Origin of the sequence: Paraburkholderia largidicola, assembly GCF_013426895.1 — a bacterium.
In the GTDB taxonomy this organism is placed as follows: domain Bacteria; phylum Pseudomonadota; class Gammaproteobacteria; order Burkholderiales; family Burkholderiaceae; genus Paraburkholderia; species Paraburkholderia largidicola.
In genome coordinates, this window is record NZ_AP023175.1 from 1,786,942 (window position 1) to 1,805,620 (window position 18,679).

Annotated in this window: 17 protein-coding genes; 7 read left to right on the forward strand and 10 right to left on the reverse strand. The window is 60.6% G+C overall.

Translation table 11 applies throughout. From position 1 onward, the window contains the following. Nucleotides 1-46: 46 nt before the first annotated feature. The 3 genes from PPGU16_RS24695 to PPGU16_RS24705 are packed head-to-tail and all read right to left on the reverse strand — an operon-like array spanning nucleotide 47 to nucleotide 1,966. On the reverse strand, nucleotides 47-985 hold the full coding sequence (locus PPGU16_RS24695; protein WP_180723030.1) for a GGDEF domain-containing protein: 939 nt from the start codon (nucleotides 983-985) through the stop codon (nucleotides 47-49). Next, on the reverse strand, nucleotides 982-1,605 hold the full coding sequence (locus tag PPGU16_RS24700; protein ID WP_180723031.1) for a chemotaxis protein CheC: 624 nt from the start codon (nucleotides 1,603-1,605) through the stop codon (nucleotides 982-984). The genes PPGU16_RS24695 and PPGU16_RS24700 overlap by 4 nt, the downstream gene beginning before the upstream one ends. Next, nucleotides 1,598-1,966, reverse strand: coding sequence for a response regulator (locus tag PPGU16_RS24705; protein WP_180723032.1), 369 nt, complete (start codon nucleotides 1,964-1,966; stop codon nucleotides 1,598-1,600). The genes PPGU16_RS24700 and PPGU16_RS24705 overlap by 8 nt, the downstream gene beginning before the upstream one ends. Nucleotides 1,967-2,690: 724 nt before the next feature. Here PPGU16_RS24705 and PPGU16_RS24710 point away from each other — a divergent pair. Both PPGU16_RS24710 and PPGU16_RS24715 read left to right on the forward strand, forming a co-directional pair. Further along, entirely contained in the window at nucleotides 2,691-4,973 is a 2,283-nt protein-coding gene (locus PPGU16_RS24710) for a hybrid sensor histidine kinase/response regulator (protein WP_180723033.1), read from the forward strand. A 223-nt stretch (nucleotides 4,974-5,196) separates the two neighbouring features. Next, nucleotides 5,197-6,321, forward strand: a complete 1,125-nt coding sequence (locus PPGU16_RS24715; protein WP_180723034.1) for a hypothetical protein — start codon at nucleotides 5,197-5,199, stop codon at nucleotides 6,319-6,321. Between the two features lie 85 nt (nucleotides 6,322-6,406). Here the strand turns inward: PPGU16_RS24715 and PPGU16_RS24720 are convergent, their stop codons facing one another. Beyond that, nucleotides 6,407-6,958 carry an NADPH-dependent FMN reductase gene (locus PPGU16_RS24720; protein WP_180723035.1) on the reverse strand — a complete coding sequence of 184 codons (552 nt, stop codon included), beginning with the start codon at nucleotides 6,956-6,958 and terminating at the stop codon, nucleotides 6,407-6,409. A gap of 350 nt (nucleotides 6,959-7,308) precedes the next feature. Here PPGU16_RS24720 and PPGU16_RS24725 point away from each other — a divergent pair, with 350 nt between their 5' ends. Further along, nucleotides 7,309-7,515 (forward strand): hypothetical protein, encoded by a 207-nt coding sequence (locus PPGU16_RS24725; RefSeq protein ID WP_180723036.1) that lies wholly within the window; start codon nucleotides 7,309-7,311, stop codon nucleotides 7,513-7,515. 66 nt (nucleotides 7,516-7,581) lie between these two features. Here PPGU16_RS24725 and PPGU16_RS43105 read toward each other — a convergent pair whose 3' ends face one another. Beyond that, nucleotides 7,582-7,713: a hypothetical protein gene (locus PPGU16_RS43105; protein WP_274599982.1), complete on the reverse strand. Its 132-nt coding sequence runs from the start codon at nucleotides 7,711-7,713 to the stop codon at nucleotides 7,582-7,584. Nucleotides 7,714-7,969: 256 nt separating this feature from the next. Further along, entirely contained in the window at nucleotides 7,970-8,260 is a 291-nt protein-coding gene (locus PPGU16_RS24730; protein ID WP_180723037.1) for a DUF1272 domain-containing protein, read from the reverse strand. A gap of 259 nt (nucleotides 8,261-8,519) precedes the next feature. On the opposite strand from PPGU16_RS24730, the gene PPGU16_RS24735 reads away from it, so the two are divergent. Next, complete coding sequence (locus PPGU16_RS24735; RefSeq protein WP_180723038.1) at nucleotides 8,520-9,485, forward strand: sulfonate ABC transporter substrate-binding protein; 966 nt, start codon at nucleotides 8,520-8,522, stop codon at nucleotides 9,483-9,485. Between the two features lie 54 nt (nucleotides 9,486-9,539). Here PPGU16_RS24735 and arsC read toward each other — a convergent pair whose 3' ends face one another. Next, nucleotides 9,540-9,911, reverse strand: coding sequence for an arsenate reductase (glutaredoxin) (gene arsC, locus PPGU16_RS24740; RefSeq protein ID WP_180725201.1), 372 nt, complete (start codon nucleotides 9,909-9,911; stop codon nucleotides 9,540-9,542). A 695-nt stretch (nucleotides 9,912-10,606) separates the two neighbouring features. Between arsC and parA the strand changes: the two genes are divergently transcribed. Both parA and PPGU16_RS24750 read left to right on the forward strand, forming a co-directional pair. Further along, nucleotides 10,607-11,269 carry a ParA family partition ATPase gene (gene parA, locus PPGU16_RS24745; protein ID WP_180723039.1) on the forward strand — a complete coding sequence of 221 codons (663 nt, stop codon included), beginning with the start codon at nucleotides 10,607-10,609 and terminating at the stop codon, nucleotides 11,267-11,269. A 24-nt stretch (nucleotides 11,270-11,293) separates the two neighbouring features. Beyond that, on the forward strand, nucleotides 11,294-12,358 hold the full coding sequence (locus PPGU16_RS24750; RefSeq protein ID WP_180723040.1) for a ParB/RepB/Spo0J family partition protein: 1,065 nt from the start codon (nucleotides 11,294-11,296) through the stop codon (nucleotides 12,356-12,358). Between the two features lie 44 nt (nucleotides 12,359-12,402). Here PPGU16_RS24750 and PPGU16_RS24755 read toward each other — a convergent pair whose 3' ends face one another. After that, nucleotides 12,403-13,752, reverse strand: coding sequence for a replication initiation protein (locus tag PPGU16_RS24755; protein ID WP_180723041.1), 1,350 nt, complete (start codon nucleotides 13,750-13,752; stop codon nucleotides 12,403-12,405). Between the two features lie 1,941 nt (nucleotides 13,753-15,693). On the opposite strand from PPGU16_RS24755, the gene PPGU16_RS24760 reads away from it, so the two are divergent. After that, nucleotides 15,694-16,899 carry a DNA-binding protein gene (locus PPGU16_RS24760; protein WP_180723042.1) on the forward strand — a complete coding sequence of 402 codons (1,206 nt, stop codon included), beginning with the start codon at nucleotides 15,694-15,696 and terminating at the stop codon, nucleotides 16,897-16,899. An 82-nt stretch (nucleotides 16,900-16,981) separates the two neighbouring features. Here the strand turns inward: PPGU16_RS24760 and PPGU16_RS24765 are convergent, their stop codons facing one another. Together PPGU16_RS24765 and PPGU16_RS24770 are read right to left on the reverse strand one after the other, a co-directional pair. Next, complete coding sequence (locus PPGU16_RS24765) at nucleotides 16,982-18,040, reverse strand: tyrosine-type recombinase/integrase (RefSeq protein ID WP_180723043.1); 1,059 nt, start codon at nucleotides 18,038-18,040, stop codon at nucleotides 16,982-16,984. Between the two features lie 156 nt (nucleotides 18,041-18,196). Then, nucleotides 18,197-18,595 carry a DUF2471 family protein gene (locus PPGU16_RS24770; RefSeq protein ID WP_180723044.1) on the reverse strand — a complete coding sequence of 133 codons (399 nt, stop codon included), beginning with the start codon at nucleotides 18,593-18,595 and terminating at the stop codon, nucleotides 18,197-18,199. Nucleotides 18,596-18,679 lie beyond the last annotated feature (84 nt).

Here is an 18,679-nt window from a genome sequence, read left to right on the forward strand (position 1 = left end):
GCAGCGGGCCAAGCACCGCTCCCCGGCAAAAACCCCGGAAACGCCTTCAGATGAACGCAACCGACCGGTTGCGTCCCTGCCGCTTCGCGCTGTACAGCGCCGCGTCCGCCTCGTTGATGAGCGCCTCGTAGGCCGGCACGCCCACCCGCGCGGATGCGCCGCCGACACTCGCGGTCACGGGCACATCGACGCCTTGCACGTCAACGGCCCTGTCGCCGATCGTATTGCGGATTTTCTCCGCGACCAGCATCGCGTCTTCCAGCGGCGTGCACGGCAGCAACAGCGCAAACTCCTCGCCGCCGAAGCGCCCGAACGTATCCTGCGCGCGCACCACGTGCGACACGCGCTGCGCCATCTCGCGCAGCACGGTATCGCCGACCACGTGGCCGAACTGGTCGTTGATCTTCTTGAAGTGATCCAGATCGAACAGCAGGATCGACAGCTCGCCGCCATAACGCTGCCAGCGCGTGTACTCGTCGCGCAGGCGCGCTTCGAAGTAACGCCGGTTCGCGATGCCCGTCAGCCCATCGCGGTCCGCATATTCCTGCAGTTTCGCCACGGCCTCTTCGCGCTCGCGCTGCATGATGCTCACGTGCGTGACGTCGGAGACCGTCACGCACACGGCCTCGACCTCGCGATCGCGCATGATCGGCATGAACGTGCAGTCCTGCTGCATGAAATCGACGCCGCCCGTGATCGGCCGGTCGTGATCGAATTTGAACAGATAGGGACGCTGCTCCCACGAACTGAACGCGAAGCTGCCAAGCTGGAACACGCTTTCGAGCTTGCGCGTGAACCACACGCGTGGCAGTTCAGGAAAGCTCGCGAAAATCGACTTGCCGACCACCTGTTCCGCCGACAGGCCGCTGTGATCGTGCATGAAGCGATTCCACATCAGCACGTTCATCTGCCGGTCGAGCACGAAAATGCCGAAGCCGACCCGTTCGACAACCAGATCGCTCAGCGTGGGAAGCGGGGCATTCATATGCTGGAAAGCAGCGCGTCCAGCGCGGAACTGAGATGACGGATCGAGTCTTCCGCCATCAGCATCACGAGGTGGGCGCGGAAACTCTGATCCTCTAACGCAAAATTCACTTCGACCAGCAGTGCGACCTCCCAGGCGAGCACGTTCGGCTGGAACACGTCGTCGAGCGACATCGCCGAGCCGAGCAGGCCCGGCTGCGAGAACACGGGCATGCGCCCGAGCTGGTCGAGAATGCACGACACGCACGCGCCCGTCAGGATATTCGCAACGTCGAACACGAGTTCTTCCTGGGTGGTCGCTTCATACGCGGACTTCGCATACGGGTCGCTCACCAGCGAGCACAACTGTTCGATGCTGCCACTGCGGCAGATCACCAGCGCCTCGCCCTTGATGTCCGAGCGGAAGCCTTGTCGCACGGCGCTCACGGGCTCGTTGATGCCCGTCATCTCGCGCAGCGCCGACGCGGCCTCGCGCACGGCGACCACGCGCACGCGCGGCACGGACAGTTCGATGAACGCATCCAGGAGCAGGGCGAGGCGCGTTGCGGCCTGGCCCATCGCCAGGTTGGCGACCTCTTGCAGCGCGTCGCGCTGACCTTCGTTGAGGACTGGCTCAGACATACAACCCGTACTCCTTGAGGATGGGAAGCACCGCCTCGGTCGTCACGGGCTTGGCGATGAAAGCGACCGCGCCAAGCGTGCGCACGCGTTCCCTTGCCATCGGCTGGACATCGGCGGACACGACGATCACGAAGGTATTCAGGTCCTCGTGCTGCAGGGCCTCCAGAACCTGATAGCCCGTCATGTCGGGCATCGTCAGGTCGAGAAACATCACCGATGCGCGCCCCTTGCGATAATGCTCGAGCGCTTCACGTCCGTTGGACGCGTAGGTAATGTCGACGTCCCAGTCCTGCGGCAATGCTTTCGTGAGCACCTTGCGGGCAAGCAGCGAATCATCGGCGATCACAATGGGCAAAGACATGGCGGCGGGCTGGAAACGGAGTGGGTTCTTTCGTGTTAACGGCGCTGCGCGAGCGAACTTGAGCGGCGGCTCGCGCAGTTGCGCGACGCAGCCTCTCCGCCAGCGACGAAGCGGGAACCCGAAGCGGCCGGCACGAGCGATGCGGACCCCATACGGCGCGGCGACAGGCGCACCCAACGGCTGGTGCTGCGCGCGCGGCGTGCAACCGCTGCAGCGTGCACGCAATGGACAACGGCAATGACCGGCATTTTCGAAGCCTACCCCGTAGATAGTGCTGCGGCGGCAAGACGGCGTTCATGGCTCCGTGGTGCCCCGCTGGTCTACGCGAGGGTCTGTCCGGTCTTGCATGTCATGCAATGCCCGGTCCCTCGCGCGAAATTCGCCCGATCATGGCGGGCTGATTATTTATCTGGGCGCAATTTTCGAATCAAATTGGCGGAAAGGCAACTCGCCAGAATGCATTCGTCGAACGAATTTAACTCGTTTGAGTCAGATTCGAGTCGAAACGTAAGCATTCGTCAGATAAAAGATGATCTTTATACTTTTGTGTACGTTTGCGCTTCCGGATTCGTCGCTGATTCGCGAACTCGTATGACGAAAGCGTCCAGCCTTCCAAGGCGCGGCCGCTGCGTCCGCTTTGTTGCATTGGGCGCGAGCGGATGGTCCACTAAACCTATGATGAGAACACCCACGTATTTCACCCGCCGCGCGCGCGGCTTGCGCCATGAAAGCTGACCGGCCCGATTCCGCCGACGCGAGTGCCCCGGTCGAACGTGCCACCGGCACGCGGCCCGACGAAGCGCTGTTTCCCGCCGTACCCGAGCAGAACTTTGCCGTTCGCCGCATGACGCTGATCGCGCTGCTGGTGGCGGCCGTCGTGGTGCCCTGCGTGTTCGTCGCGGCAATGGCGTTCAGCGACCTGCGTACGCGCGAGGCCGACGCCACCGATCTCACGCTGCGCACCGTGCGCGTCGCCGAAGAGCACGCGTTGAAAGTGTTCGACATGAACGAAGCGCTCGACGCGCGGGTCGTCGATCTGGTGCAGGGACTCGACGACGACGGCATCCGCGAACGCGAAGCGGCGATCCACGAGAAGTTGCAGACGATGGGCGGCGGGTACCCGCAGGTCGCGGCCGTCTCGATCTTCGGGCATGACGGCACGCTGCTCGCGAGCAGCCGTTTCTATCCGGCGCCGCCCGTGTCGATCGATCATCGCGAAGATTTTGTCGGCATTCGCGACGGCCAGGTGCTCGAACATGTGTCGAAGGTGATGGTGGGGCATGTCGCGGGCGAGATCGTGTTCAACACGGGCGTCGCGCGGCGCGGCGACGACGGCGGGTTCGCGGGCGTGGTGTCGGTGGCGCTGCGGCCCAGCTACTTTGCCGCGTTCTACCGCGAGTTGCTGGGCGGCAGCGACTCGCCGATGACGATGGCGCTGACGCGCTCGGACGCCGCCGTGCTCGCACGCTATCCGGTCGGCATGCCGTCGAAGGCGGAAGAGCCGATCCGTCACAACGCCTACACCGACGCGCTCGCCGAAGGCCGGCGCGCGGGCGTCGTACGGGTGCGCTCGCCCGTCGACGGCGAGAAGCTGATCGTTGCGTTTCGCCGCGTCGGCTCGTACCCCGTCTACGTGACAGTCGGCTATCGGACCTCCGCGATCTGGGCTGCGTGGTATCGCCATCTGAGCGTGCTCATCCTGTCGACGTTCGTGCCGTCCATCGTGCTGTGGTGCGTGATCTGGCTGTCGCTCCGGCGGCTCGGCGCGGAAGAGGAGGCGTGGGAACGCTGGCAGGCGGAAGCATCGATGCGTCGCTCGATCGAATCCGCGTACCGGCAGTCGCGCAAGATGGAAGCGCTAGGCAATCTGGTCGGCAGCGTCGCGCACGACTTCAACAACCTGCTGATGATCGTCTCGGCCAATGTGCAGATCGTTCGACGGCGCGGCGCGGCGGCGTTCGATCGCGAGCTGTCGGCCGTCGAGCGTGCGCTCAAGAGCGGCCAGTCGCTTACGCGGCAATTGCTCGGCGTGGCGCGCAAGCAGCCCTTGCGCAACGAGACGCTCGACGTCGAACGCTGGTTGCCGGGTTGCCGCGATCTGCTGCGCGCGTCGCTCGGCGCGAAGGTCGCGCTGGTGATGGACGTCGGCACGGGCGTGTGGCCGATGCAGGTCGACGTCGCCGAACTCGAACTCGCGCTGATCAACGTCGCCGTCAACGCCCGCGATGCGATGCCGAACGGCGGCCGCTTCACGGTGCGCGCGAACAACGTGACCTTCCGTCACGAAGACGGCTTTCCGATCACGGGCGCGTTCGTGCAGTTGTCGCTGGAAGATACGGGCGTCGGGATGCCGCCGGAAATCCTGTCGCGCGCGTTCGAGCCGCTTTTCACGACCAAGCCGAAAGGCATGGGCACGGGTCTCGGCCTGCCTCAGGTGTTCGCGTTCTGCGAGCGCTCGGGCGGGCTGGCGGCGATCGATAGCGCGATCGGCGCGGGTACGTCGGTGCGGCTCTACTTGCCGCGCGCGACGCAGGCGCCCGAAGTCGAGCGGCCTGCCGAGCCCATCGCCGAAGAGAGGGGCGCGCCGCAGGGCCTGCGCATTCTGCTCGTCGAAGACAACGACGAAGTCGCGGCGGGCACGGAAGCGTTGCTGCAGATGATGGGCCATGAAGTCACCTGCGTGTTCAACGCCGACGCAGCGATGGAACGCTTCGACGCCGCGCACGCAAGGCAAAAGGAAACGGGCGAGCCCTTGCCCTTCGATCTCGTGATCTCCGACATCCATATGCCCGGCACGCTGAACGGCATCGATCTCGCCGAGCGCGTGCAGGCTTTCGAGACGAAGCTGCCGGTGATTCTCGTCACCGGCTATGCGGAAGAACTGGAGCGCGCGCGTCACGTCGATGTGCGCGTGCTGTCGAAGCCCTTCGATATCGCGCTGCTCGACAAATTCCTGCAGACGCTGCAGCGCGATCTCGCGCACACGCCGACTCATCCGGCCGGCTGAACGCCCGTTTTGCCGGGGATTACCAGCTGTTTGTAAAAAACGCGCCATGCGGCAGGCGCGCTTGCACTAGGCGACGGCTGCCCACTGTTGCCGTCGCCCGTCTCCGCCGACAGTCGGTGCCGATCCGCCCTGGCGAACTCCGGCATGAACGTTGCGGCTGTACCGTCACAGAGGATGCGGTGGTGCATCGCCGCATCCGCCCATAAAGCCGACGGAGACAGCTATGCGACACACCGTGATTGGTCTTTTCGCCACCTACGCGCAGGCCGAAAGCGCGCGCAACATGCTCGTGCAGACCGGCTTCGCGTCCACCGACATCGACTTGCAGGCGAACCCCGAAACGCCCGCCGACGCAGCCGCTGAGGAGTCTCCCGGCGTGATCGCCAACATCGAACGATTCCTGTCGAGCCTGTTCTCGACCTCCGGCCCGACCGCGCCTGAAGCCGAGCGCTATACGGATGCGGTGCGCCGCGGCGCAGTGCTCGTGGCCGTGAACGCTGCGAGCGAGTCACATGCGGAACTGGCGCGCAATTCGTTGAGCAAGCTTGGCGCGATGGAAGTGAGCGAACGGGCGCCAGATGCCGGAATGACTGCGGCCGGGATGCACGCAGCCGGGACGCCCGCAGCCGGGACGCCCGCAACTGAAGTGAGACGCGAGCACTCGGTGCTCGACGAGTTGGGTATTGGCAAACCGGCAGCAACGCCGGCAGCAGCGCAGCCCTCGAGCGACGCGCTGCTCGCTGAGGAAGAAGCCCGCAACCGTGCGCGCATGGACGCGCTGCACGGCGTGCCGCCCGTTGACGAACCGTCTGCGCAAGCGCTCGCCGCCGCGAGTGTGCCGGGCGCCGGAGCGGTGATGCGCCCGGACGTGCCGCCGCCGGAACCCTTGACGGCGCGTCCCGTCGAGCCGGTTCCCGATTATGGCGTGCCTACGTCCGCCAGCCGTCCGGTTGCGCCTGCGGCCGATACGCCCGCGGCCGCGGCAATCGCGTCGGCGGGCATCGCCGGTTCAGGCGCCGTGATGACGCCCGACACTGCTGCGCCCGTGCGAGCGATGCCGCAACAGGTGCCGGATGAATTCCTCGAATACGAAGAGGATTTCCGCACCCACTATGACGAGGAGTACGCGCACGAAGGTCTGCGCTACGACGAGTACGTTCCCGCCTATCACTACGGCGCGACGATGGCCCGCGAAATCCGCTATCAGGACAAGTCGTGGGACGAGGTCGAGCCGGAAGTGCGGGACGATTGGGAGCGCGAGAAGGCTGTCGGTAGCTGGGAGCGTTTCAAGTCCGCCGTGCAGCATGGATGGGATCGCGTGACGGGACATCCTCATCACCATCGCTAGGCTTCGCGCCTCTACTGACAAAGGTCCAGAAATAGTGCGGCGCCCTCGATCGGGCGCCGCTGTATGCATCGAGATGAGGGCGCGTTCAGGCCGCGTGCCGCTTCACCCACTCGACATACCGATCGACGAACTTCTGCAGGAACTTGCGCGTGTCGTCGCTCGCGATGTTGCCGTTCTCGTCGATCTGGCCAGCCGTATGCTTGATGAACATCTCGGGTTGGCCGAGCGTGTGCACATCGAGATACGCCAGCACGTTGCGCAGATGCTGTTGCGCGAGCGCCGTTCCCGTCGCACCCGGCGATGTGCCGAGCACCGCGCCCGGCTTGCCACCCCAGACGCTATGGCCCCAAGGGCGTGAACCCCAGTCGAGCGCGTTCTTCAGTACGCCGGGCATCGAGCGGTTGTATTCGGGCGTGACGAACAGCAGCCCGTTCGCAGCATGGATCTGCTGCTTGAAGTTACGCGCGACTTCTGGGAAGTCTTCGTCGTAGTCCTGGCTGTAGAGCGGGAGAGAACCGATGTCGAGAAACTCGAAAGAAAAGTCTGAAGGCGCAAGCGAGACGAACGCCTTCGCCAGCTGGCGATTGGTCGAGTCGCGGCGCAGGCTGCCGACGACCACAGCAATGTGATAGGCCATGTGTTCCTTCCTCGGTTGGCGCGAAACGCGCAAAAAGGGGATACGGCCTGCCAATCATAACGGTCGAGCGGGCGTCCTGACACGCGGTCTGCGCGTCCTTCGTATGGCGCTTTTGTTACCGTCGGTGGATAAGCCGAGGCACGCAAAAGTTATCCACAGATTTTCTGGATAACCCTGTGGATAGGTCGAATCTTTGCCTTATCAATCAAGCGCGTCGTCGGTCTGTCGCGATATGCAACAAACGGCGTGCAGTCTCGCTTGCCGTTAAGGCCTTGCTTTGAGGTTTGGCACGTGCTGGGCGGCGTGCTCGCAGTGGCTCTGACGTTTGCAGATCAACCAGGAGGGAAATCATGACTTTGCATCACTCTGGCAAGTCCCATGATGAAGCCGTCGCCGCGCGAAAGGAGCATAAACCGCGCGCGCTGGAACAGCCGGGCGGCGAAATGGCCGTCGAGGGCACACAGGCGGATGAAACACACAGCTGCGGTGAACTTTCCGAGCGCGGAAAGCAGGTCTGGCGGACGGGCAGTGGAATGGATGGAGGTGGAAAGGTCTGATCGCTGGCTACAGATGAGAAAGGGCGCTTTGAAGCGCCCTTTCTTTATATGACTGCGATTGCAGACTTAGTTGCCGAAGAACACATTGCAGTACGAGGCAGGACCTTCGCACTTCTGGTTGCTGTCGGCATGGGCAACACCCGTCGCAGCGGCCAGAAGCGCAACGGATGCAACGAGGACGGAAAGAAGGCGTTTCATGGTGACTCCTGGGATTCTCAGCGTTGATGCGATCGCCTCGCGATCGTTGTGGCGGAGAATATCCACGCAGCGCCTGTCCAGGAATAGCCGGATTGCCAAGAGTTTTTTCCGCGGCGGTAATAATCGATGGAACGCTGAGGCGGCCGAGTAGTGATGTAGACGGCGTGCAGGTTCGTCTGACGCCGGCTTCGGTTTATTTCTGGTCTTTCAAGATTGGCAACAATCAATTGTGTCTTGCGATGCCGTTGCCAGTCGGCTAGCGCTCTGACGGCGGGACATCGCGATAGCGCGCCAGGTATGCACTGTGTGCAACTTCATCCACGCTGACAGGATGCCGCTCAGACGAGGCAGGATGTTTCGCTAGCATGGCTAAGGGACGAATCGGCCGATGCTGGAAATTTCCGCCGCAGTTCGGACACACGTTGCGAAGCGCGGTGAGCGCGCAGATCTCGCAAAACGTACATTCGTAACTGCAGATCATTGCGTCTTTCGAGTCGGGTGGCAGTGCCTTGCCACAACCCTCGCACGACGGTCTTAGTTCGAGCATGTCGGATCTCCAGAATCGACGAGATGTGGGGTTCCTTTCGCCCCGTTGGGGGGAACGATTGGTTGAAGTGTATGGAAGCTGGAGTCGGCAAAAGTGTCAGCGCGGCATCAATTCCTGCCACGCCGATGAACTGCGCTACGCGATAAACCCAATGTGATTTGCTTATGCGAATTTATCGGTTCGCGGAGATTCGTCAGCGGCTTATCGTTGAGCGCAATCGGTCCCTGTTGCGACCGTATTCGCTACATCGAATCTGTCCATGTCTCAACATTCAACATTCACACGCCGCGCTTTCCTGGCGGGAGCGGGCGCACTCCTCGCGTCGAGCGCCTTGCCCTCATTTGCGCAGACGCGCGCAAAAGAAATCCGTATCGGTTATCAAAAGGCCGCAAGCACGCTTGTGTTGCTGAAGGCACATGGGACGCTTGAAAAACGCTTCGCGCCGCTGGGTGTCGGTGTGAAGTGGACGGAATTTCCAGCGGGTCCGCAGTTGCTGGAAGGACTCAATGTGGGTTCGATCGATTTCGGCTACGTCGGCGAAGCACCGCCTGTCATCGCGCAGGCTGCTGGCGCCAACTTCGTGTACACCGCGTACGAGATCCCGACGCCGCAAGCCGAAGGCATTCTCGTCCATCGCGATGCGCCGATTCAGTCCGTTGCGGATCTGAAGGGAAAGCGGGTGGCGTTGAACAAGGGCTCCGACGTGCACTGGTTCCTGGTCGCCGCGCTTCAGAAGGCGGGGGTGAAGTACACCGATATTCAAACTGTATTTCTGCCACCCGCTGACGCGCGTGCCGCTTTCGAGCGCGGCGCAATCGATGCGTGGGCTGTCTGGGATCCGTTTCTCGAAGCAGCAAAGCGCCAGTCGAATGCGAGACTGTTGACCGACGGAGCGGGCATCGTCAGCCATCACCAGTTCTTTCTCAGCGCGCGTCCGTTTGCTCAGCAAAATGCCGAACTGATCGATGCCGTGGTCGCCGAGGTTGGCAAGGAAGGCGTCTGGGTTCGTGAGCACTACGCGGAGGCGGCCGCACAACTCGCCCCGATTCAGGGACTCGACGCCAGCGTGATCGACGCGAGCCTGCGACACTATGCGCACGTCTACAAGCCGATCGATGCTGGCGTGCTCGCCGAGCAGCAGAGGATTGCCGATGCGTTCACCGAGCTTCGCATCATCCCGACGAAGATCGTGACGAAGGAAGCGGTCCTCGGAGTCAAAGCGTAAGTGCCCGTCTAAACTCTGCGCGCGATATGGACTCCCCTTTTCGCGCGCTCTGTCTTACTTCGCCAGATCGGGAAACAGCGCCTTGACGTTCTCGGGCGGCCGACCGACCACGGCGCGTCCGTTGCGAACGACGATCGGACGCTGAAGCAGGATCGGATTCGCAGCGATCGCTTCGTATAACTGATCGTCCGTCAACGAGGCGTCAGCCAGACCCAGTTCCTTGTAGATGGCTTCTGAGTCTCGAACCATCTCGCGAACGGGGCACCCCAGCATTCGATTCAGTTCCTTCAACTGCGCCACGGACAGTGGCGTACGAAGATACTCGACCACCTCGACAGGTTCGTTCGACGGGTTGTAGACGTCGTTAATGAGTTCGCATGCGCCACGGGATTTCGAGCAGCGCGGGTTGTGGTAGACGGTGATCATGGCGTTATGCAGGACGTGAGCGGGAGAGGTTGAGAATTTTAGCTGCTGCGTGAGTCTGGCGTTGCAGGCGTCGCTCAACTGGCGGGTGAGCAGTCCGGCTCGTGTTTCGGGGCGGGTCCGCGGCGGCGCTGCGTAGCTTGCCGGGGCTATCTGTTTGTTCAAGCTGCTCGGGGCTTCATCGCCATTGGCTGTGTGTGGTCAGTATCTGCCTGCGGCGTTGAGGCAGTAACGATGGGCGGCACGGTCCGAACTGACGGTGCTTCCCGCACCACACGTCTCCTTGCCTGATCGGGTTTATGCGCATAACTTCGCCGGCTGTAGCGGTACGTCATAACCGGTCGGCGGGGTGTTGCGCTCAACCGAGTTTATGCGCATAAACCGGCAATGAATCCCAACACGAAGGCAACGCAATTCGCCATCGCTCAATGGTCTACGACAGGGCGCGTTTCCGCTCGCCTGCTCGAACCGTCACGCGACGCGCTGCTCCCTTTAATTCGGCTCAACCCTCAATGCCCGATTGCCCGCGAAAACGGCGCCGCCTCCTTCCACGCATCCGCCTTAGCCATTCGGCCCACCAGCTTTATGCGCATAAAGCCACGTCAAACGGCTTATAACTGTTGCATGTAACCAAAAATGTTTGAATTAGAAAAACGCCAAGGTAAAATTCAGCGGCGTCCAAAAAGAGGAGGTGAACATTGGCAGCAGAAATCATCGCAGTGACACAACAGAAAGGCGGGGTCGGCAAGAGCACGATTGCGATGCACCTCGGCGCTGCCTTCCATGAAAGAGGCAAGCGCGTCCTCGTCGTTGACGCCGATGGCCAAAACACTCTCATTCACTGGGCAAGCGCATCCTCGGATAGTGAGTCCGGCATTCCATTCCCCGTCGTCAATCTCTCCGAGGCGGGCTCGCAGATCCATCGCGAGATCAAGAAGTTCGTCGCAGACTACGACCTGATCGTCGTCGACTGCCCGCCGTCGATCACGGAGAAGGTCTCTGGTGTCGTCCTTCTCGCCGCGACGGTCGCCGTGATGCCGACGTCCTCGTCGCCAGCGGATTACTGGTCGAGCGTGGGTCTCGTCAAGCTGGTCCAGCAGGCACAGGTCATGAACGAAGACCTACGTGCCGTCTTTCTCCTCAACAAGACCGAAGAGAAGCGAATGCTGACGCGTGAGTTGAAGCGTGCGTTGGAAGAACTCGGCTTCCCGCTTCTGCGCACCCAGATCCCCACGCGCGAGGCCTATAAACAGGCGATGGCGCTTGGTCAAACCGTCTTGCAGATGAGCGATCGGGGCGCGAAGCTGGCCGCTCTCGAAGTTCGCGCCTGTGCTGACGAGATCGCCGCCCTGCTTCCCTGAATTTATGCGCATAAAGGTACTTGAATGAAACCGTCCCAATTCGCCAAAGGCTTCCAGGCACGTCCCGATACGACCAGCAGCGAAAAGCGCACGGCGCTCGATCGGCTGAACGCGATCGACGGGCTGGTGCAAAACGCACCGAAGAACACGAACATCGCCGCATTCAAGAGTCCCGTTGCAGCGCCCACTTCACCGAGCGAAGCGGAGCTGGCCGATTCCGCGAACGAATCCTCTGAATACCGCGCGTGGCGAGCTGAGCACAGCTATCGCGCCGGACAGATCGTTGAGCTTCCGCTGAAAGCGATCAAACCGAGTCCGTTCAATCCGCGATATTTCTATCTGAAGTCGTCGATTGCCGAACTCGCGGTCAATCTCGCAAAGCAAGGACAGCAGCAGGCCATCCACGTCATCCCCGACTACGACAATCCGGGCAGCTATTTCGTCAGCGACGGCGGCCGGCGTGTCCGGGCATTGAAAGAAGCGAACAAGGAGACGGTGAAGGCGATCGTCATCGATCTCCCGATCGGTATTCAGAGCTACAAACTCGGCTACGACCTCAACGTCCAGCGCGATTCACAGACGGTATTCGACAACGCGATCGTATGGCGACGCTTTCTGGACGAGAAGCACTTCCAGAGTCAGAAGGAACTCGCTGAACACCTTGGACTCGATGAATCGACGATCGCGGTGGCGCTCTCGATTGCAAAACTGCCTGAGACCGTGATGCAGGAGATGGTCGCGCGACCGGATCGCTTCGGCTCGAATATGGCGTATCAGGTCGGCCGGTATCACTCGGCGCGCGGCACGGATTCCACGCTGCGTCTGATCAACAAGATCCTCTCCGACGATCTGAGCACGCGCCAGGTCGCCGACATCGTGAAGGGCAGGGCGACGGCGCAGGAAAGCGCGAAGCCGGCAGGACGCCAGCGTTACGCGCAGCGACTCGATATCAAGCTAGCTGGAGTATCGGTTGGCGACCTGAAGTCTTACGGTGAAGACAGGCTCGAGCTGAAACTGCGGGGATTGACGCGTGAGAAGCGCGATGAAATTCTCCGACAGATCGAGCAAATGCTGTCGGATCAGAAATAAGTTACACGAGGAATAGCGCGCCGACGATGGCGCGCTTCACAGATTCAAGCGGCTCGCGATTGGCTCAACGTGAACGAAAGCAGATCGCCATCCGTCGGCTCGCCCCAGGTCTTGCGCGCGAGCCAGTCAAAGAATGCGGTTTCCGTCAGCTTCGACTCCAGGCCCCGTCGACGCCAATCGTCGCGCATGTGGGCGCCGAGACCCGGCAATTCATCATCTTCAAACGAACGGCGAGCCAGCTCGCGCTCCGCTTCGCCCTGCTCCTGGTACAGCGCCTGCGCTTCCTTACGCCGATAGGCCATGTACTCGTCCAGCAGCCTTGCCTTCGGATCGTCGGCAGGCGCGCCCGCCGAACCTTTTACAGCCGCCGCTGAAGGCAATGCATCGACGGGCGGCGCATAACCCTTCTTCAGTGCATCCTTGAACAGCGCCGGCGCGCTGCGCACGGGCGGCAGGGTCGTGCTGCGCATGCGCTGCTCGGTCATTTGCAGCGCCGCACGTATGCGGTTTTCCTCGCTATCGGCGTACAGCGTCTGCGCCTCTTTGAGCGGAATGCCGATCTTCACCATCCGGTCGACGAGCGTGCTGTCGAACACGTTCGGATGCTCATCGAGGGCGAGCATCGGCTGCTTGCGTTCGGTCACCCGAAACTGGATTTCGGCGACCCGGCGGCCTTCGCGATGTTCGATCAGTTCGACGAAGATGTTCGTGACGGCATTCACTTCCGCGATCGCCGGACGCAGGTAATCGCGCTTGAAATACTTGTACTCGCGCTTGGCTTCATCGCCGGCTTCGGTGTCGGGCGTACCCGACAGGATGGGGCGCCACCACTCCCACGCCTCGCGCATCGTCAGATGGCTCGGATTGGTCAGGTAACGCACGCAGATTTCATATAGCGCGAGACCCGCGCTGCTGCGCAACTGGCTTTGGAATTGCAAACTCAACCGCGCGTATTGCACGGGATCGAGCAGCTTCTTTTTAATCTTCGGCGCGAACGAGAATTCGACCCAGACCCGACGCGTCGTCGGATCTTCGAGAATTTCGGCGTCGGCGATAAGCGTAGAGATGCCCCATTTGCGGCCGGGTTTCTGGCTCGACGTTCCCTGGCTCCATTCGACCTGCACGGAGACCATGCGACGCAAATGTTCCTTGACGAGAGCGGTGTCGTTTGAATCGAACGCCGAGTTTGCGACGATGTCCGATAACAACGCCCGGTAGGTATCGCCCGATTCGTCCGCTTGCTGGGCAACCGTGAGCAAGACGTTGAACAGCTTACGTGTGAGCAGCGTGATCTTGCCGCTCTTGGGCTGAATGGCGATCGCCTCGACGGCTTTGCGCAATTCGGCGGAGCTTGGGCTCACCACATCGGTTTTTTTCGCGCGCTTCGTGGCCATGCGTCGAGTCAGGAAGAGATTTTGCGAAAGCATACCGGCTGTGGTGATGCGCGTCTATAGCACCTCTCTCACCTACGTTGGGTGAAATCAGTTTACCCTGCCCGACTCACCAGGAGCGAGTCCTGAAAACGCTCACCGTTCGCTGCGACAGGCATCTTCCGGCGACGTTGGTGGTCGCGGACCAGGCGTAAACGGCGTCGAACTGGCCGATTCGGAAGCCCGCGAATGGCTTCCCGAAGATTCTCACCATTGCGGGCGTCGTAAATAAATGGCGCAGGTTGCGCGGCCCGCCAGTTTCACCGGACGTAACGCGGGCAAACGCCTGGGCACGCTCGTAGCACGTGCTTTCCCTCGACGTCCCAACTCCAATTACGGTCGCAAGCAAAGGAGACGCACGGTTCGATGCGAAGTCGGATCTGCGAGCTTCCATCCCTAAGGGCGGAGCGATTCACCACGCGTGAAGCGTATCGAGAAGGTGGAATGTTAAATCCGCGCGTAGCACGGCAGCCCTGACGAGGGTCATCAGAACGCGACGCAAACATTGCCCCCGAATATTCTCACCTTTGGCATCGCGCGAGCCGAGGTCTGACGGCACTTCACGCGATATGGATAAATCGGACGCGAAAAAATGGTCCCGAATGCTCTCACCTTAAGCAGCGATTCCACACAAAGAACGGACCAGTCGGCACCAGACCGTGTGCTCCCGAATATGCTCACCTTTTGACAACAATCGACAAAAAATCAATCAATTTAAGTACTTAGCTCTTGCTCATTTATCCAGCGGGTCGGCCGACGAGACCATTGCCTCCTGAAAAACCTCACCTCTAGCTAATCTCGATCTGCAACGATGCCTAAAAACTGGACGAAATCTTCTCCCGCAAAACCTCACCTAAGCAAGATTTCAGGGTGATCGAAGGTTTACATCGGGCCGCACCGGTGCTGCCTTCCACGGTGGTTTTTGCAGAAATGGTCCCGCATTCCCTCACCTTTACACGCCAAATGACGTCAAATGCTTCCCGTAACGTCTCACCTTTCCACTTCGCACGACAAATCTGGCGCAAGATATGCGTGCGTTTGACGAATCCTGAATCCGCTCACCTATGAGAGTCAGGTATACCGAATTGCCCTTTTCCTCACTTTCTCTGGATATCACGAGCGCTTTCAGCTCCCGTAAAACCTCACCTTTGTGCATCGCATGCAACAAAATGAGCTAAAACACCCTCCCGGCCCCGAAAAGTCTCACCTTCGAGTCCTGTTTTCTCCCGAGATCGCTCACCAAGCACGCTTCGAGCTCGTAAAATCGGCTCAAATCCCACACGATTCCCTCTCCTGAATCCCCTCACGGAGCTCCCGCCAGTCCAAAATCGAAGCAGCCCGCGTATACAGGGCACAAGCGCCCCATGGCTCCCGAAAACCTTCACCTATCGTCAGCGGTCTCCATCCGGGTGTTCCCGAAGCCACTCACGATCTCTCCCGGGTCGGCTCACCCGTGTCCCCGAACCCCATCACTGCGCTATCCTGCCGAAGCTCACCATCCATCCCGTAAAGCTTCACCTGACCGGACGCTACGCCTTGTCCAGTAAGGCTTTCGCCAGGCGTTAACGTTTTTAACTAAGGTTCAAAGGTGTTTACTTTTATTACTCTCAACGAGATACCCGTGAGCTTCCGAAAAAACCAGCAACCAACCGCGCAGAAGGCTCTCACCATGTGCGTGAAACAGTGCCAAAACATCTGGAGGACACGTAAATATATTTGTTAACAACGGCTTAGCAGGTATTCTTCGATTTGTTTCACGGAACGGCCTCTGCCATTCACGCATACGTACTGAATTTCACGCCTTTAACCCATCTGTGGCAAGAAAGTCTCACCCAAATCTAAAAACGTATCAAACACTACGTAAATTGTTATGATTCGTCGAAATCACGCTGCACAGAGACAATCATGAATCTGGACGAAGAACGCCAAGCCATCCGAAAAGAACTCGATACGCTGCGTGCCAACGGTGCGCGTCGTCAGGAACTATCGCTTCACGCCTGCAAGCGCCTCTTTTTCGATCTCGGTATTCGACCGTCCATGGCGGCCGTACGTGACTTGACGCAAACAGGCAGTGCCAGCGATATCCCGAAAGACATCGACAGTTTCTGGGAACGCATTCGCTCCGCCTCACGCGTGCGTGTCGGCGCTGGGGTCATCCCCAAAGCGTTAGAGGAAAAAGCAGGCGAACTATTAGGTGCGCTCTTCGAAGACGCGCTGTCACACGCAAAGGCATCGCTCGATGACGAGCGCCAGGAACTTCAAGCATTGCGTGCCGCGGCCGAGCGCGATTCTCACGAAGGCAAGATCCGAAAAGAAGTCTCCGAAGAAGCGATACAGCGCAGCGAGGCACGTGCTGACACTGCCTGGGAACGCGTCCGTGTTCTTGAGACTCAGCTTGCCGCGATGAACACCAGCGGATCGGCACATCAGGAAGGATTGAAGGCGTCCGTGCGTCGACTGGAAGCCGAGAACGAATCGTTGCACAAGCGTCTCGACACCGAGCAGTCGACAAACGCGGGGCTGCGCGATCGGCTAGACGGGTTGCATGCCGAAATGCGCCAAAACGCCGAGCACTATGCGCAACAGATCAAGGATGCCGTGGCGGAGGCTGAGCGTCGCGTCAAGCCGATGCTCGTAGAACTGGACTCCTTGCGTGCAATGGCTGCGACGTACCAGACCGGGGTGCGCGACGCGAGCCGGAAGGAATTCGATTTCATCCAGCAACTAGCGGCTTCCAAGGCACGCGGAGACAGACTTGACGCGCAATTGCGCGAACAATCGGACGAACTCGATCTGCTGACGCGCCAGATGACCGCGCTGCGGGCCCAGCAAGGCATCGACCCTGCCGTCGCGGAATTGCTTTGTCAGCTGGCAAGTGCCGGCAGGCTGAGCGTGCAGGAATTGGAATCGATCGGAACAGCCGTCGATGGGCACGTCGCGGTGCCGGCACGCTGTCCAAAATGCACCGAAGGTGAGCCGGAGCTTTCGCAGGTTGATCACCGCTACGAGCTGCTTTGTCCCGAATGCGAGCACTCGTCGGGAACAGGCAATTCGCGGTTGGCCGCGGTGACACGCTTCATGTCTGCGACGCAAACGTCGACGGCGACCTGATCGCGAAACGGGTTTGGTTCTCCGAAAATCGCTCGAGGTGAGCGTTTTCGGGGCTTCGAAGGTGAAGGTTTACGGGAGCCGTTCAGCCGCGCTCCCGTGTCTGGTCGGGATCTTCAGAAGACGTCGAGGTTTCCTCGAGGCGCGTTTCAGCGTCGAATTTTTCCTGCTCATTCCACGTTTTCCACGCGCGATGCAACCGATTCGCCGAAACCGCCTGCGCGAATCCAAGCCATTGCCCGACGACCTCCGGTTCCACTCCGCTTTCGAACAGATCGGCCGCGAACGAGTTACGCAAAGTGTGCGGACTGGCACGTGCTTCACGCGATCGACTGATTCCGGCAGCTTCGACGAGCGCATCGACCGCGCGAAGCATCGTGGCCTTATGCATCGGACGTCCGGACGGCGAAGCGGGGAAAACCAGTTCGCCGGACAGTTCCGCCTGCTTACGTTCGTCGAGCCAGGCGTCGAGGACGGAAACGGCAAACGGCGCGAGCCGTGTTCTCCGCGTGAACAATGGATTCGACGCTTCGATCACCACCCAAGGCGAACCCGCTGTCACGCAATCAACCGACATCGTCCGGGCTTCGCCGGTCTTGATGCCGCCGCCAAGAAAAACAGCAATCAACGCGCGATCGCGACGCTCACGCCAGCGTTGAGCCGACGTCAGATTCGTCACGGGCGAAGAAAGATACGCGATCAAGGCTGAACGCTCTGCGATGGTCAGAAATCCTGTCGGCTCGTTGTCGCGCGCGTTGCGCCATTCTGCTTCGCCATCCTGAGCGATGAATCGCGCGGGATTGGTCGATGCAAGCTCGATCTCGCGTACGTGGTCGAGTACGCGCTCGATCAACCGGAGATACCGGGCGCGCTGCGGCTTTCGTATCGACAGTCCGCCGACGAACTCGGCAATCGAACCCATATCGACCGTGACGAGATTCTTGTGACGCGCCTTTAGCCATTCGAGAAAGAGTCCCCACTGCGCCCGATAGACTTCCGCCGACGAATGGCGAAAGTTTTGGCTGGCGAGCCACGCATCGAATGCAGTGCGCGGATCGACCAGCCAGTCTTGACGTTCGCTATCGAAGAGATCCGCGCCAGCGGCGGATAGATCAGTGGGGCCAACGGGATCGACGGAGACCATAGTCTGTTTTTCCGTTAGTTGCATGGAATCGATTGTAGTCGGTCAACGGGCGGGATTCTTTTGTTGGAACCTTCTGGCGTCCCGGTTCGGCAGGCCACGCAGACTTTACGCGCATAAACTCCTGCCCCCCGCAGGATCAGAGCGCCTCGTCAACAGTCATCCACCCCATGCTCGCCCAACGCCGCGATCATCGCTAGGAGTCCGGCTCCTTGTCGCTGAAGCCTTCGACTTCTCCGCGGCGTCATAAGCCGAAACTGCAAACGCAAACACGGCCGGCAATGCATTCGAGCGGCCAAAGTCGACGGGATCATCGGTCTCGGGGAATTGAAAGTCGGCGGGCCGTTGGAACAACCCGAGCATCACGGCGTCATGCCGGCTGGCAAACCCCAGATCCGCGAGCGCCTCCGCTTCGATCGCATGCAGAAGCCGCCAAGTGAGCGGCACCTCCTGCACGATGTATCGCGCCGCAATGTGCCGGACGATGTGTTCGAGGTCACGCGCCGCGGACTTGAAGCGCAGCGCAGCCAGATCCTGTTCCTTGTTCAGTTCGTTCATTCTTCGGCTCCATCGGACTGCGTATACTGTACAAACATACAGTATTGGCCGCAAGCCAATCACACGCCAAAGATTTGCGATTCG

Coding starts and splice junctions, on each gene's coding strand:
- PPGU16_RS24695 (WP_180723030.1), bottom strand. CDS start 985: ATGAATGCCCCGCTTCCCACGCTGAGCGATCTGGTTGTCGAACGGGTC.
- PPGU16_RS24700 (WP_180723031.1), bottom strand. CDS start 1,605: ATGTCTGAGCCAGTCCTCAACGAAGGTCAGCGCGACGCGCTGCAAGAG.
- PPGU16_RS24705 (WP_180723032.1), bottom strand. CDS start 1,966: ATGTCTTTGCCCATTGTGATCGCCGATGATTCGCTGCTTGCCCGCAAG.
- PPGU16_RS24710 (WP_180723033.1), top strand. CDS start 2,691: ATGAAAGCTGACCGGCCCGATTCCGCCGACGCGAGTGCCCCGGTCGAA.
- PPGU16_RS24715 (WP_180723034.1), top strand. CDS start 5,197: ATGCGACACACCGTGATTGGTCTTTTCGCCACCTACGCGCAGGCCGAA.
- PPGU16_RS24720 (WP_180723035.1), bottom strand. CDS start 6,958: ATGGCCTATCACATTGCTGTGGTCGTCGGCAGCCTGCGCCGCGACTCG.
- PPGU16_RS24725 (WP_180723036.1), top strand. CDS start 7,309: ATGACTTTGCATCACTCTGGCAAGTCCCATGATGAAGCCGTCGCCGCG.
- PPGU16_RS43105 (WP_274599982.1), bottom strand. CDS start 7,713: ATGAAACGCCTTCTTTCCGTCCTCGTTGCATCCGTTGCGCTTCTGGCC.
- PPGU16_RS24730 (WP_180723037.1), bottom strand. CDS start 8,260: ATGCTCGAACTAAGACCGTCGTGCGAGGGTTGTGGCAAGGCACTGCCA.
- PPGU16_RS24735 (WP_180723038.1), top strand. CDS start 8,520: ATGTCTCAACATTCAACATTCACACGCCGCGCTTTCCTGGCGGGAGCG.
- arsC (WP_180725201.1), bottom strand. CDS start 9,911: ATGATCACCGTCTACCACAACCCGCGCTGCTCGAAATCCCGTGGCGCA.
- PPGU16_RS24750 (WP_180723040.1), top strand. CDS start 11,294: ATGAAACCGTCCCAATTCGCCAAAGGCTTCCAGGCACGTCCCGATACG.
- PPGU16_RS24755 (WP_180723041.1), bottom strand. CDS start 13,752: ATGGCCACGAAGCGCGCGAAAAAAACCGATGTGGTGAGCCCAAGCTCC.
- PPGU16_RS24760 (WP_180723042.1), top strand. CDS start 15,694: ATGAATCTGGACGAAGAACGCCAAGCCATCCGAAAAGAACTCGATACG.
- PPGU16_RS24765 (WP_180723043.1), bottom strand. CDS start 18,040: ATGGTCTCCGTCGATCCCGTTGGCCCCACTGATCTATCCGCCGCTGGC.
- PPGU16_RS24770 (WP_180723044.1), bottom strand. CDS start 18,595: ATGAACGAACTGAACAAGGAACAGGATCTGGCTGCGCTGCGCTTCAAG.